Source organism: Franconibacter sp. IITDAS19 (genome assembly GCF_023079515.1).
Classification (GTDB): Bacteria; Pseudomonadota; Gammaproteobacteria; order Enterobacterales; family Enterobacteriaceae; genus Franconibacter; species Franconibacter pulveris.
The window spans coordinates 225192-238087 of the sequence record NZ_JALJCP010000004.1; the positions used below are offsets into that span (position 1 = coordinate 225192).

The 12896-nt window shown below is 53.3% G+C and carries 12 protein-coding genes; 7 read left to right on the top strand and 5 right to left on the bottom strand.

Annotation, left to right across the window (positions count from 1 at the left end):
• Nucleotides 1-39 precede the first annotated feature (39 nt).
• Complete coding sequence (sgrT, locus tag MT962_RS13800; RefSeq protein WP_024558240.1) at nt 40-222, top strand: glucose uptake inhibitor SgrT; 183 nt, start codon at nt 40-42, stop codon at nt 220-222.
• A gap of 102 nt (nt 223-324) precedes the next feature.
• Nucleotides 325-1503 (top strand): sugar efflux transporter, encoded by a 1179-nt coding sequence (locus tag MT962_RS13805; protein ID WP_024558241.1) that lies wholly within the window; start codon nt 325-327, stop codon nt 1501-1503.
• Between the two features lie 107 nt (nt 1504-1610).
• On the opposite strand, the gene leuD is transcribed toward MT962_RS13805, so the two are convergent.
• The 4 genes from leuD to leuA are packed head-to-tail and all read right to left on the bottom strand — an operon-like array spanning nt 1611 to nt 6292.
• Entirely contained in the window at nt 1611-2216 is a 606-nt protein-coding gene (gene leuD, locus MT962_RS13810) for a 3-isopropylmalate dehydratase small subunit (RefSeq protein WP_024558242.1), read from the bottom strand.
• A 10-nt stretch (nt 2217-2226) separates the two neighbouring features.
• Nucleotides 2227-3627: a 3-isopropylmalate dehydratase large subunit gene (gene leuC / locus MT962_RS13815; protein WP_024560682.1), complete on the bottom strand. Its 1401-nt coding sequence runs from the start codon at nt 3625-3627 to the stop codon at nt 2227-2229.
• 2 nt (nt 3628-3629) lie between these two features.
• Nucleotides 3630-4721 carry a 3-isopropylmalate dehydrogenase gene (gene leuB / locus MT962_RS13820; RefSeq protein WP_024558244.1) on the bottom strand — a complete coding sequence of 364 codons (1092 nt, stop codon included), beginning with the start codon at nt 4719-4721 and terminating at the stop codon, nt 3630-3632.
• On the bottom strand, nt 4721-6292 hold the full coding sequence (gene leuA, locus MT962_RS13825) for a 2-isopropylmalate synthase (RefSeq protein ID WP_247365880.1): 1572 nt from the start codon (nt 6290-6292) through the stop codon (nt 4721-4723). Before leuA ends, leuB begins: the two co-directional genes overlap by 1 nt.
• A gap of 832 nt (nt 6293-7124) precedes the next feature.
• Between leuA and leuO the strand changes: the two genes are divergently transcribed.
• A complete protein-coding gene (gene leuO, locus MT962_RS13830; RefSeq protein WP_024560681.1) occupies nt 7125-8072 on the top strand; it encodes a transcriptional regulator LeuO in 948 nt (315 codons plus the stop codon).
• Here leuO and MT962_RS13835 read toward each other — a convergent pair.
• Nucleotides 8053-8238 carry a hypothetical protein gene (locus MT962_RS13835; RefSeq protein WP_247365881.1) on the bottom strand — a complete coding sequence of 62 codons (186 nt, stop codon included), beginning with the start codon at nt 8236-8238 and terminating at the stop codon, nt 8053-8055. The genes leuO and MT962_RS13835 overlap by 20 nt on opposite strands.
• A gap of 236 nt (nt 8239-8474) precedes the next feature.
• On the opposite strand from MT962_RS13835, the gene ilvI reads away from it, so the two are divergent.
• From ilvI to mraZ, 4 genes are all read left to right on the top strand, one after another.
• Nucleotides 8475-10199 (top strand): acetolactate synthase 3 large subunit, encoded by a 1725-nt coding sequence (gene ilvI / locus MT962_RS13840; protein WP_024558247.1) that lies wholly within the window; start codon nt 8475-8477, stop codon nt 10197-10199.
• Between the two features lie 2 nt (nt 10200-10201).
• On the top strand, nt 10202-10693 hold the full coding sequence (gene ilvN, locus MT962_RS13845; protein ID WP_024558248.1) for an acetolactate synthase small subunit: 492 nt from the start codon (nt 10202-10204) through the stop codon (nt 10691-10693).
• Nucleotides 10694-10871: 178 nt separating this feature from the next.
• A complete protein-coding gene (gene cra, locus MT962_RS13850; protein ID WP_024558249.1) occupies nt 10872-11873 on the top strand; it encodes a catabolite repressor/activator in 1002 nt (333 codons plus the stop codon).
• Between the two features lie 562 nt (nt 11874-12435).
• On the top strand, nt 12436-12894 hold the full coding sequence (mraZ, locus tag MT962_RS13855; protein WP_024558250.1) for a division/cell wall cluster transcriptional repressor MraZ: 459 nt from the start codon (nt 12436-12438) through the stop codon (nt 12892-12894).
• Nucleotides 12895-12896: the final 2 nt, after the last annotated feature.

The following is a 12896-nucleotide window of genomic DNA, read 5'->3' on the forward strand; positions in this document are numbered from 1 at the left end:
ACGCCAATAATTCTCTTCGATGAAAGCGAGGAGGCATTTATGAAACGGTCATCGGCATACACATTCTGGCAGCACTACTTTTTCGCAACGCAGGACGCTGGCGCATCCTGGCTGGCCCGCCTGAGCGCATCGCAGCGCTTGCAGATGCTGGACTCGGTGATGCAGTGGGAGGTTACAACCCCCGTTTCCCTGAAACGCCTCTCCCGCCAACATCGAGTGTAACTGAGTATTGGTGCTCTTCACCGGCCAGCAGTTTCTACTGCTGGCTTTTTTCGTTGTTGTTTGCTGAACTTATCCCCCGCCTTATTGAAAGGATGCATTTCAATGCTCTGGTTTTTAACCCAAGGCCGTCGCCTGAATCGGGTCTATGTCGCCTTTATGTCCGTGGCTTTTATGATGGGGGTTGCGGGCGCGCTGCAGGCGCCGACCCTCAGTCTGTTTCTTAGCCGTGAAGTGGAAGTGCGCCCGTTCTGGGTCGGACTCTTTTATACGGTGAACGCCATTGTCGGCATTCTGGTGAGCCTGTGGCTGGCGAAACGCTCGGACAGCCGCGGTGATCGCCGCAAACTGATTATGTTCTGCTGCCTGATGGCGGTGGCGAACTGCGTGCTTTTCGCCTTTAACCGGCACTATCTGACGCTGATTACCGCAGGCGTATTGCTGGCCTCGCTGGCGAACACCGCCATGCCGCAAATTTTTGCCCTGGCGCGCGAATACGCCGATAAATCGGCGCGCGAGGTGGTGATGTTTAGCTCTGTTATGCGCGCTCAACTGTCGCTTGCATGGGTCATCGGCCCGCCGCTCTCTTTTATGCTGGCGCTTAACTACGGCTTTACAACGATGTTCCTGATAGCGGCGGGCATATTTATTATCAGCCTCGCCATTATTACTTTCGCGCTGCCTTCGGTGGAGCGGGTGGAGCAACCGACAGACGTGGCGCTGACGCAGGTTAGCGGCTGGAAAGATAAAAACGTGCGGCTGCTGTTTATCGCCTCGATGCTGATGTGGACCTGCAACACCATGTACATCATCGATATGCCGTTGTGGATAAGCCAGGATCTGGGGCTGCCGGATACGCTGGCGGGCGTGCTGATGGGCACGGCGGCGGGGCTGGAAATCCCGGCCATGCTGCTGGCGGGCTACTGCGTTAAGCGTTTCGGCAAGCGTCGGCTGATGGTGCTGGCGGTGGCGGCGGGCGTGCTGTTTTATCTGGGGCTTATTCTGTTTCACAGCCACGAGGCGCTGTTAGGGCTGCAAATTTTTAATGCGATATTTATCGGCATTATCGCCGGTATCGGCATGCTCTGGTTTCAGGACTTAATGCCGGGGCGCGCGGGTTCCGCGACGACGCTTTTTACTAACAGTATTTCTACGGGCGTGATTCTTGCCGGGGTGGTTCAGGGGGCGCTGGTGGAAAGCTTCGGACATTTTGCCGTTTATTGGGTCATTGCAGGTATTTCGCTGCTGACGCTTGTGCTGACAAGCCGGGTGAAAGACGTTTAAGAACGAGCGTCGCGACAATGGCGGATGGCGCTACGCTTACCCGTCTGCCTCTCTTAAGACAGGTGAAAACAAGATAATAAAAAAGGCGTCCGCAGACGCCTTTTTCATCACCCCATAAACGCGGGCTGCTTGTTCTCGTAAGCGGCAATGGCGTCTTCATGCTGCAGCGTCAGGCCGATGCTGTCGAGGCCATTCAGCATGCAGTGGCGGCGGAAAGCGTCGATAGTAAAAGCGTAGGTTTTCTCACCTGCTTTCACGACCTGCGCTTCCAGATCCACCTCGAAACGGATCCCCGGATTCGCCTTAACCAGTGTGAACATCTCATCCACTTCCTGCTCGCTCAACGTTACAGGCAGCAGCTGGTTATTAAAGCTGTTGCCGTAGAAGATATCAGCGAAGCTCGGCGCAATGACAACTTTAAAGCCGTAATCGGTCAGCGCCCACGGCGCGTGTTCGCGCGACGAACCACAACCGAAGTTCTCCCGCGCCAGCAGGATAGAGGCGCCTTTGTATTGCGGAAAATTCAGCACAAACTCCGGGTTCGGTTGTTCGCCTTTATCGTCCAGAAAGCGCCAGTCGTTAAACAGATGGGCGCCGAAGCCGGTGCGCGTGACCTTCTGCAAAAATTGCTTCGGAATAATGGCGTCAGTATCGACATTGGCGGCATCCAGAGGAACCACCAGGCCGGTGTGTTGCGTAAATTTCTCTGCCATGGTGTTCTCCTTATTTCATGCCGCGAATATCGGCGAAATGGCCGCTTACGGCGGCCGCTGCCGCCATCGCCGGGCTGACCAGATGGGTGCGTCCGCCGCGGCCCTGACGGCCTTCAAAGTTACGGTTGCTGGTGGAAGCGCAGCGCTCGCCCGGGTTCAGACGGTCATTGTTCATCGCCAGACACATAGAGCAGCCCGGCAGACGCCACTCAAACCCGGCCTCGATAAAGATTTTATCCAGCCCTTCCGCTTCCGCTTGCGCTTTCACCGGGCCGGAACCCGGCACCACTAACGCCTGGACGCCAGGGGCGACTTTGCGGCCTTTGGCGATTTCCGCCGCGGCGCGTAAATCTTCGATGCGCGAGTTAGTGCAGGAGCCGATAAATACTTTATCGATAGCCACTTCAGTCAGCGGCACGCCCGGTTTCAGGCCCATATAAGCCAGCGCTTTTTCGGCGCTGGCGCGCTCTACCGGATCGATGAAAGAGGACGGATCCGGAATAATATCCGTGACGGCGATAACCTGGCCTGGATTGGTGCCCCACGTAACCTGCGGCGCGATATCTTCGGCATTGAGCGTAACGACCGTATCAAACTGCGCGCCTTCGTCGGTTTTCAGCGTTCTCCAGTAAGCGACCGCCTCTTCAAAATCCTGACCTTTCGGCGCGTGCAGACGGCCTTTCACATAGTTGAAGGTGGTATCGTCCGGCGCGACCAGGCCCGCTTTGGCGCCCATCTCGATAGCCATATTGCAAAGGGTCATACGGCCTTCCATACTCAGCGCCTCAATGGCTTCGCCGCAGAACTCGACAACATGACCCGTACCGCCCGCGCTGCCGGTTTTTCCGATGATCGCCAGCACGATATCTTTGGCGGTGATCCCCGGCGCGGCTTTGCCTTTTACTTCAATTTTCATGGTTCGGGCGCGGCCCTGCTTCAGGGTCTGGGTCGCCAGCACGTGTTCCACTTCAGAGGTGCCGATGCCGAACGCCAGCGCGCCGAACGCGCCGTGGGTCGCGGTGTGCGAGTCGCCGCACACAATGGTCATTCCCGGCAGAGTAATGCCTTGCTCCGGCCCCATCACATGAACAATGCCCTGATAAGGATGGTTCAGGTCATACAGCTCAACCCCGAACTCGTTACAGTTCTTAATCAGCTCCTGCATCTGAATACGCGCCATCTCGCCGGAGGCGTTGATGTCTTTCGTCTGCGTGGAGACGTTGTGGTCCATCGTCGCGAAGGTTTTACGCGGCTGGCGCACCGGGCGGCCGTGAGCGCGCAAGCCGTCGAAAGCCTGCGGCGAGGTCACTTCATGCACCAGATGACGATCGATGTAGAGCAGCGGGGTTTCATTCGGCGCTTCATAGACCACGTGGGCGTCAAACAATTTTTGATATAAGGTCTTTGCCATGATTACACCCCTTCGGCGACATAGCGGGCAATGATGTCGCCCATTTCATCGGTACTGACTGCCTGACCGCCACGGGCCAGGTCGCTTGTGCGCACGCCTTCTTCCAGCGCGCGGTTAATGGCTTTTTCAATGGCCGTAGCGGCTTCGTCCGCCTCCAGGCTGTAGCGCAGCAGCAGCGCCAGCGACAGGATTTGCGCCACAGGGTTGGCGATGTTTTTACCGGCGATATCCGGTGCGGAGCCGCCTGCGGGTTCATACAGGCCGAAGCCCTGTTCGTTGAGGCTGGCGGAAGGCAGCATGCCCATCGAGCCGGTAATCATCGCGCATTCATCGGAAAGGATATCGCCGAACAGGTTGGAGCAGAGCAGCACGTCGAACTGAGACGGGTCTTTAATCAACTGCATGGTGGCGTTATCAATATACATGTGCGCCAGTTCAACGTCCGGGTACTCTTTGGCGATTTCATTAACGATTTCGCGCCACAGCAGCGATGTTTGCAGCACATTCGCTTTATCAATAGAGGTCACTTTGTTGCGACGTTTGCGGGCGGATTCAAAAGCGATGCGCGCGATGCGTTCAATCTCGAAACGGTGATAAACCTCAGTGTCGAACGCTTTTTCGTGCATGCCGCTGCCTTCGCGGCCTTTCGGCTGACCGAAATAGATGCCGCCGGTCAGTTCACGCACGCAGAGGATGTCAAAGCCGTTAGCGGCAATATCGGCTCGCAGCGGGCAGAAGGCTTCCAGCCCCTGGTACAGCTTCGCCGGACGCAGGTTGCTGAAGAGCTTAAAATGTTTACGCAGCGGCAGCAGGGCCCCGCGCTCCGGCTGCTGGGCAGGCGGCAGATGTTCCCACTGCGGGCCGCCTACGGAGCCGAACAGAATCGCGTCGGCCTGCTCGCAGCCTTCCACCGTTGCCTGCGGCAGCGGATTGCCGTGACGGTCGATGGCGATGCCGCCTACGTCATAGCTGCTGGTGGTAATACGCATATCAAAACGGCTACGAACTGCATCCAGTACTTTCAGCGCTTGCGCCATCACTTCCGGGCCAATGCCGTCGCCCGCTAAAACTGCAATATGATAATTTTTAGACATCACACGGTTTCCTGATTGTGTTCTTTATTCTGTGCCTTGCGTTGCAACTCTTTTTCCACTTCGCCTGCGCGCCAGATATTGTTCAGCACGTGCACCATGGCGCGGGCGGAAGATTCGACGATATCGGTCGTCAGCCCCATGCCGTGGAAGCGGCGGCCGTTATAGTTGACGACAATATCCACCTGCCCCAGCGCGTCTTTACCGTGACCTTTGGCGCTTAAGCCATATTTCACCAGTTCAATGTTGTAATCCGTGATGCGGTTAATTGCCTGGTAAACGGCATCCACCGGGCCGTTGCCGTTGGCTGCTTCGGCTTTCACTTCGTCGCCGCACGCCAGCTTCACGGAAGCCGTGGCGATATCGTTAGAGCCAGACTGCACGCTGAAGTAATCCAGACGGAAATGCTCCGGCTCTTCCTGCTGCTTATTAATGAAGGCCAGCGCCTCCAGATCGTAATCGAATACCTGGCCCTTTTTATCCGCCAGCTTCAGGAAAGCCTCATACAGATCGTCCAGGTTGTAGTCTTCTTCGTGATAGCCCATCTCTTCCATGCGGTGTTTTACCGCCGCGCGTCCTGAGCGGGAGGTCAGGTTCAGCTGCACCTGGTTCAGACCGATGGATTCCGGCGTCATGATTTCGTAGTTTTCGCGGTTTTTCAGTACGCCATCCTGATGGATGCCGGAAGAATGGGCGAAGGCGCCCGAACCTACCACCGCTTTGTTCGCCGGGATCGGCATATTGCAGATCTGGCTGACGGTCTGGCTGGTGCGCCAGATTTCATGATGATTGATAGTGGTATGAACATTCAGCAGGTTCTGACGCAGCTTAATGGCCATGATGACCTCTTCCAGCGCGCAGTTGCCGGCGCGTTCGCCGATGCCGTTCAGCGTCCCCTCGACCTGACGCGCTCCGGCTTGCACCGCCGCGATGGCGTTGCCGACGCCCATGCCTAAATCGTCATGGGTGTGCACAGAGATAATGGCTTTATCAATGTTAGGTACGCGTTCATACAGACCGGTAATGATATTGCTGAATTCGAAGGGCAGGGTATAACCGACGGTATCCGGGATATTGATAGTGGTGGCCCCAGCGTTAATCGCGGCCTCTACAACGCGGGCCAGGTCGTCGATTGGCGTGCGGCCTGCGTCTTCACATGAAAACTCTACATCATCGGTATAGTTGCGGGCGTGTTTGACCATATAGACAGCGCGCTCAATCACCTCATCCAGCGTGCTGCGCAACTTGGTGGCAATATGCATCGGCGAGGTGGCGATGAAGGTGTGAATGCGAAAAGCTTCAGCGACGCGCAGCGCTTCGGCGGCGACGTCAATATCTTTTTCAACACAACGCGCCAGCCCGCAGACGCGGCTGTTTTTAACCTGGCGGGCGATGGTCTGGACAGATTCAAAATCGCCAGGGGAAGAGACCGGGAAGCCGACTTCCATAACGTCAATTCCCATACGCTCCAGCGCCAGCGCAATTTGCAGTTTCTCTTTCACGCTCAGGCTCGCCTGCAGCGCCTGTTCGCCATCGCGTAAAGTGGTATCGAAAATAATGACTTGCTGGCTCATGGTTACGGTCCTTATCCTGTCTGAGGGCGCCTGCTACGAGCATAAAAAAACCCGCGCATTGGCGCGGGTTTCTGTATTTTGCTGATGGCTTGATGTCACTCAGTGGCAACCGTCGCCCAGCACTCTACCGCGCACAGTAAATGCGTTTAGTAGTAGTAGCGCTGCCAGACGAGTCGTGCGAATCATGAATCAAGCCTCGGAATTGGAAACTGTTAATCGGAATATGCTTTTAGTGGTACTTGATACGCAGGGAGGTGTCAACCCCTTAACGCAATGTTAAGGCTTTTCTCGCCGATCCGGACGAGAGTGATATTTAGCGTATTGTGCTAAAAATTCTCGCGTATGAAGAGATAAACGTTAGCGACGTCTCAGGCCTTATTTGTAATTTGTCGCATTTATACATACTTTTTATAAACTATGGTGTAATTGTGCTCGGTCTATCTGTTTATTTATCTTGATGATATACAAGATATAATTCGCTTCGTGAATATAATTTAATATATTTATTTTTGAATTGCTGCTGTTTTGTTAAATACAGCGGGAATAGCGCGGTAACATTTTAATAAAGCTTAAATAACTATTCACCGGATGAATTCTTGTGAAGTTGCAGGTTTTATGATTTGATCTCGCCGCTTAAAAGAAAAAGCATCAATTAAGCATGCGAGAATCGCTTTTTCGTGTTCAGCCCTGCCAAAATTTTCATATTTCCTGATAAAGCTTTGGTTTTTTCTGAATTGTTGTCTTCGACCTTTTGCTTGCGATTGCTACATGTTAAACGAAATAGTTGTGGTGCTTCCTGGCCAAGGGAATTGATGAATAAGTGGAGTAGACTATGTCTGAGGATTATATTGAGCATCCGCCAGTACAAGAAGGTTTAAAAACACAATTACGCACGGTAGACCTTAATCTTTTAACCGTTTTTGATGCGGTTATGCAGGAGCAAAACATCACCCGGGCTGCGCAAATGCTGGGGATGTCGCAGCCAGCGGTCAGCAATGCGGTAGCCCGGCTTAAGGTGATGTTTAATGACGAATTGTTTGTTCGTTATGGTCGTGGAATACAACCTACCGCACGAGCCCATCAGCTGTTTGGTTCCATCCGTCAGGCGTTGCAATTAGTCCAAAACGAATTGCCTGGTTCAGGATTTGAACCCCTGAGCAGCGAAAGGTTGTTTAATCTATGCGTCTGCAGTCCACTGGATAATCTGCTTACCTCGCTTATCTACAATAAAGTTAATAACATTGCGCCTAATATCCATTTGGTCTTTAAATCTTCACTTAATCAGAATATCGAACATCAGTTACGTTATCAGGAAGTTGAATTTGTTATTGGCTACGATGATTTCCGTCGCCCGGAATTTTCCTGCGTGCCGCTCTTTAAAGATGAGATGGTATTAGTGTGTAGTAAAAACCATCCGCGTCAAAACGAGCTGACGCTTGAATCAAATATCTACCAGGAGCAGCATGCCGTTGTGGTGCTGGACCGCTATGGTTCGTTCAGCGCGCCCTGGTATAACACGCCTGAAAAAGAAGCCTGCATCGCTTATCAGGGAATGGCGATGACCAGCGTCTTAAACGTGGTGTCACGCACGAATCTCGTCACTATTGCTCCGCGCTGGCTGGCGGAAGAATATGAGCAAACATGGAATTTAGCCGTACTGCCGTTGCCTTTAGTACTGAATAACCGCACGTGTTATCTCTGCTGGCATGAGGCTGCGGGTAGAGATAAAGGCCACCAATGGATGGAAGAGTTGCTGGTTTCTATTTGCCAGCGTAGTTAATTTCAGCCAGAGAAAAACCGGGTGGTTTACGCTGCCCGGTTTTTCTGTTTTTAAAGGTTTTTTCAGCATATTCGACTGTCAGGGTCGCTATCAGAGGTCTTGTTTCGTTAAAAACGACATTAATTTGATTTAACGCTGCAAATTGACCCTCTGACAACATTTCCATTCATCGCTTTTGCTTATATTTAGTGTTTCTTACCGTATCGCCTCGGTTTTTATCATTGTGTTCACCGCTACGGCTGGCCTTTGACCTGCGTTCGCCATTTGATTGCCTCATTTTCAACGGTTATGTTAGGGCCATTACTCAAATGATAAAAATGACAGGGCACGCTTACCTGTGACAATGACAGGGTGGAAATGATTTCTGCCGTCAGCCTATAAACACAAGCCTGGAGGCAAACCATGGAGATGTTATCAGGAGCCGAGATGGTCGTCCGATCGCTTATCGATCAGGGCGTAAAACAGATATTCGGTTATCCCGGAGGGGCGGTGCTGGATATTTATGACGCGCTTCATACCGTCGGCGGTATCGATCATGTGCTGGTGCGTCATGAACAAGCGGCGGTGCATATGGCCGATGGGCTTGCCCGTGCAACAGGCGAAGTGGGCGTTGTGCTGGTGACATCCGGTCCTGGCGCCACTAATGCGATTACCGGTATCGCGACGGCTTATATGGACTCCATTCCGCTGGTGGTGCTATCCGGCCAGGTGGCGACTTCTCTTATTGGTTATGATGCTTTTCAGGAATGTGACATGGTGGGGATCTCCCGCCCGGTGGTAAAACACAGCTTTCTGGTTAAGCAAACGGAAGATATTCCAACCGTACTGAAAAAAGCGTTCTGGCTCGCTGCAAGCGGTCGTCCCGGTCCTGTAGTGGTGGATCTGCCGAAGGATATTCTCAATCCGGCGAAAAAGTTGCCCTACGTTTGGCCTGAATCCGTCAGCATGCGTTCTTATAATCCCACTACGCAGGGGCATAAGGGACAGATCAAGCGCGCCCTGCAAACGCTGGTTGCGGCGAAAAAGCCGGTTATGTATGTAGGCGGCGGGGCGATTAATGCCGCTTGCGAAACGGAACTGCGCGCCGTAGCGGAAAAGCTGAATATTCCCGTTGCTTCTTCTTTAATGGGGCTTGGCGCTTTTCCGGGATCGCATCGCCAGGCGCTTGGCATGTTAGGCATGCACGGTACCTATGAAGCCAATATGACGATGCATCATTCAGACGTGATTTTTGCAGTGGGCGTGCGTTTTGACGATCGCACTACCAATAATCTTGCAAAATATTGTCCGAATGCGACGGTACTGCACATTGATATCGACCCGACTTCCATTTCCAAAACCGTGTCGGCAGATATCCCTATCGTGGGTGATGCTCGTCAGGTGCTGCAGCAAATGTTGGAACTGCTGGAGCAAGAAGAGGCTCAGCAGCCGCTCGATGACATCCGCGACTGGTGGCAGCAGATAGAACAATGGCGCGCGCGTCAGTGTCTGAACTATGACCGCGACAGCGGCAGCATTAAGCCGCAGGCGGTGATTGAGACGCTGCACCGTTTAACCCATGGCGACGCCTACGTCACTTCCGATGTAGGTCAGCACCAGATGTTCGCCGCGCTGCACTACACCTTTGATAAGCCGCGTCGTTGGATTAATTCCGGCGGCCTCGGCACCATGGGGTTTGGCTTGCCTGCGGCGCTGGGCGTTAAGCTTGCCTTGCCGGACGAAACCGTCGTCTGCGTTACGGGCGACGGCAGCATCCAGATGAACATTCAGGAACTCTCCACCGCGCTACAGTATGAGTTGCCGGTACTGGTGCTCAACCTGAACAACCGCTATCTCGGCATGGTGAAGCAGTGGCAGGATATGATCTATTCCGGCCGCCACTCGCAGTCTTATATGGAATCGCTGCCGGATTTTGTTCGTCTCGCGCAGGCTTATGGCCACGTGGGCATCGGCATCACCAAACCGGAGGAGCTTGAAAGCAAGCTTAGCGAAGCGCTGGAACATGTACGCAATAACCGCCTGGTCTTTGTGGATGTGACGGTGGATGGCACTGAGCACGTTTATCCTATGCAGGTCCGCGGCGGCAGTATGGATGAAATGTGGTTAAGCAAAACGGAGAGAACCTGACTATGCGCCGGATATTATCTGTCTTACTGGAAAACGAGTCGGGCGCGTTGTCCCGGGTCATTGGGCTTTTCTCCCAGCGCGGCTACAACATTGAAAGCCTGACGGTCGCACCGACCGATGATCCCACCCTTTCACGTATGACCATCCAGACGGTGGGCGATGAAAAGGTGCTGGAGCAAATTGAAAAGCAGTTGCACAAGTTAGTTGACGTGCTTCGCGTCAGTGAACTGGGGCAGGGCGCGCACGTTGAGCGCGAGATTATGCTGGTTAAGATCCAGGCGAGCGGTTATGGGCGGGAAGAGGTAAAACGTAATACTGAAATCTTCCGCGGCCAGATTATTGATGTCACCCCGTCGCTCTATACCGTTCAGTTGGCGGGCACCAGCGAAAAGCTGGATGCTTTCCTCGCTACGCTGCGCGATGTAGCCAAAATTGTTGAAGTCGCGCGTTCCGGCGTGGTGGGCCTTGCCCGCGGCGAAAAGATTATGCGCTAGTCGCTAAAGTTGCCTCTTTATTAGCCCGATGCATCCGCTCGGGCTTTTTTTTTGCAGCCGCTCAGGCATGTGCCTATAAAAGCAGTTGCCCAGGTTACTGTTCTGCGCTTAGATGTTAAGGATTTTAACTTATAACCCTGCAAAGGTTATGGAGTAACATTTTTATTAAGGGGCAATCGTGAAACTGGATGAAATCGCGCGGCTGGCTGGCGTGTCGCGCACCACGGCGAGCTATGTCATCAATGGAAAAGCTAAACAGTATCGGGTCAGTGACAAAACTGTTGAAAAAGTGATGGCGGTGGTACGAGAGCACAATTATCACCCTAACGCCGTTGCCGCCGGGCTTCGGGCCGGACGCACCCGCTCTATCGGTCTGGTTATCCCGGATCTGGAAAACACCAGTTATACCCGTATCGCCAACTATCTTGAACGTCAGGCGCGCCAGCGGGGTTATCAGTTGTTGATTGCCTGTTCGGAAGACCAACCCGACAACGAAATGCGCTGTATTGAGCATCTTCTGCAACGGCAGGTCGATGCCATTATCGTTTCGACTTCCTTACCGCCAGAGCATCCTTTTTATCAGCGCTGGGCCCGTGATTCCTTCCCCATCGTCGCACTGGATCGCGCCCTCGATCGCGAACATTTTACAAGCGTCGTCGGCGCCGATCAGGATGATGCCGAGATGTTGGCCAGCGAGCTTCGTAAGTTTCCTGCTGAAACCGTACTTTACCTGGGCGCGTTGCCGGAACTTTCCGTCAGTTTTCTGCGCGAGCAGGGTTTCCGCCAGGCATGGAAAGATGACCCGCGCGAAGTGCACTTCCTTTACGCTAACAGCTATGAACGCGAAGCGGCCGGCCAGCTGTTTGAGAAATGGCTGGAGAAGCACCCCATGCCGCAGGCGTTGTTCACCACCTCTTTCGCATTGCTGCAGGGCGTTATGGATGTAACGCTGCGCAGAGAAGGGCGTTTGCCTGAGAATCTGGCTATTGCGACTTTCGGTGACAATGAGCTGCTGGATTTCCTGCAATGCCCCGTCCTTGCGGTCGCCCAGCGTCATCGCGATGTGGCGGAACGCGTACTGGAGCTGGTGCTGGCGAGTCTGGATGAACCGCGCAAACCCAAACCTGGCTTGACGCGCATTAAGCGTAACCTTTACCGGCGCGGCAGCTTAAGTCGGTAATGATGAAAGGCGGCCCAGACCGCCTTTTTTTATTATTCGGATTTATCCAGTCACCCTGGAAAATGCGATTACGAATGAAGGCCGCCGACTATTTGCTTTTTTATAAAATGCGCGTGCAATGATAAGCACCTGCTTATTATGTATTATTTTGTTACAGCCGTTTCGTTTATCAGCGTGACATCGCTTTGCCTCTTTTTGTCACAAGCCCGCGATTACTAGCATGGGCCGCTACGCTAACTCTCGCTGTTACCAAAAGAAGTTTTGCCTTAAAATGCCGCCCGTGTCGCAAACTCCATACGGAGTTAGCCCCAGGGCTTGAATGAAGCCAATTTTATCACGCTGCGAATAGCCGTTATTTTTTTACAAATATTCATAGCCTTAATTTCAAGGGAATTACCTGCCTGGTTTTTTCTCCGCTCCGGCTTAAGCAATGAGGTGAGATGTTTTGTCTGTGCCTGCCTGCGCGCTGGCTTGACAAGCTTTTCCTCCGCTCCGTAAACTCGCGTTGGTGGTAATTTGTGGGATAAAGTGGTGGGAATGAGCATAACCGGATGAGGCAGGTATGTTCCGTGGCGCGACGTTAGTTAATCTCGACAGCAAAGGGCGTTTATCCGTCCCGACCCGCTATCGGGAAAAATTAATCGAAGCCGCATCAGGCCAGATGGTATGCACTATTGATATCCACCATCCCTGTCTGCTGCTTTATACACTCCCCGAATGGGAAATTATCGAACATAAGTTGTCTCGTCTGTCGAGCATGAACCCCGTGGAACGTCGCGTTCAGCGCCTGCTACTGGGGCATGCCAGCGAATGCCAGATGGACAACGCCGGCCGATTGTTGCTGGCACCCGTATTGCGCCAACATGCCGGGTTGACCAAAGAAGTGATGCTGGTTGGGCAGTTCAATAAGTTTGAGCTGTGGGACGAAACGACCTGGTATCAACGAGTCAGGGAAGACATCGACGCTGAGCAGTCGTCTTCGGATACGTTGTCAGAACGACTGCAGGATTTGTCTTTATAAAG

What these genes read in the sequence shown, in the direction of transcription:
- leuC (WP_024560682.1), bottom strand. Translation starts at nt 3,627, where the DNA reads ATGGCAAAGACCTTATATCAAAAATTGTTTGACGCCCACGTGGTCTAT.
- MT962_RS13835 (WP_247365881.1), bottom strand. Translation starts at nt 8,238, where the DNA reads ATGGAAATGTTGTCAGAGGGTCAATTTGCAGCGTTAAATCAAATTAAT.
- ilvN (WP_024558248.1), top strand. Translation starts at nt 10,202, where the DNA reads ATGCGCCGGATATTATCTGTCTTACTGGAAAACGAGTCGGGCGCGTTG.
- leuB (WP_024558244.1), bottom strand. Translation starts at nt 4,721, where the DNA reads ATGTCTAAAAATTATCATATTGCAGTTTTAGCGGGCGACGGCATTGGC.
- leuA (WP_247365880.1), bottom strand. Translation starts at nt 6,292, where the DNA reads ATGAGCCAGCAAGTCATTATTTTCGATACCACTTTACGCGATGGCGAA.
- ilvI (WP_024558247.1), top strand. Translation starts at nt 8,475, where the DNA reads ATGGAGATGTTATCAGGAGCCGAGATGGTCGTCCGATCGCTTATCGAT.
- MT962_RS13805 (WP_024558241.1), top strand. Translation starts at nt 325, where the DNA reads ATGCTCTGGTTTTTAACCCAAGGCCGTCGCCTGAATCGGGTCTATGTC.
- mraZ (WP_024558250.1), top strand. Translation starts at nt 12,436, where the DNA reads ATGTTCCGTGGCGCGACGTTAGTTAATCTCGACAGCAAAGGGCGTTTA.
- leuO (WP_024560681.1), top strand. Translation starts at nt 7,125, where the DNA reads ATGTCTGAGGATTATATTGAGCATCCGCCAGTACAAGAAGGTTTAAAA.
- sgrT (WP_024558240.1), top strand. Translation starts at nt 40, where the DNA reads ATGAAACGGTCATCGGCATACACATTCTGGCAGCACTACTTTTTCGCA.
- leuD (WP_024558242.1), bottom strand. Translation starts at nt 2,216, where the DNA reads ATGGCAGAGAAATTTACGCAACACACCGGCCTGGTGGTTCCTCTGGAT.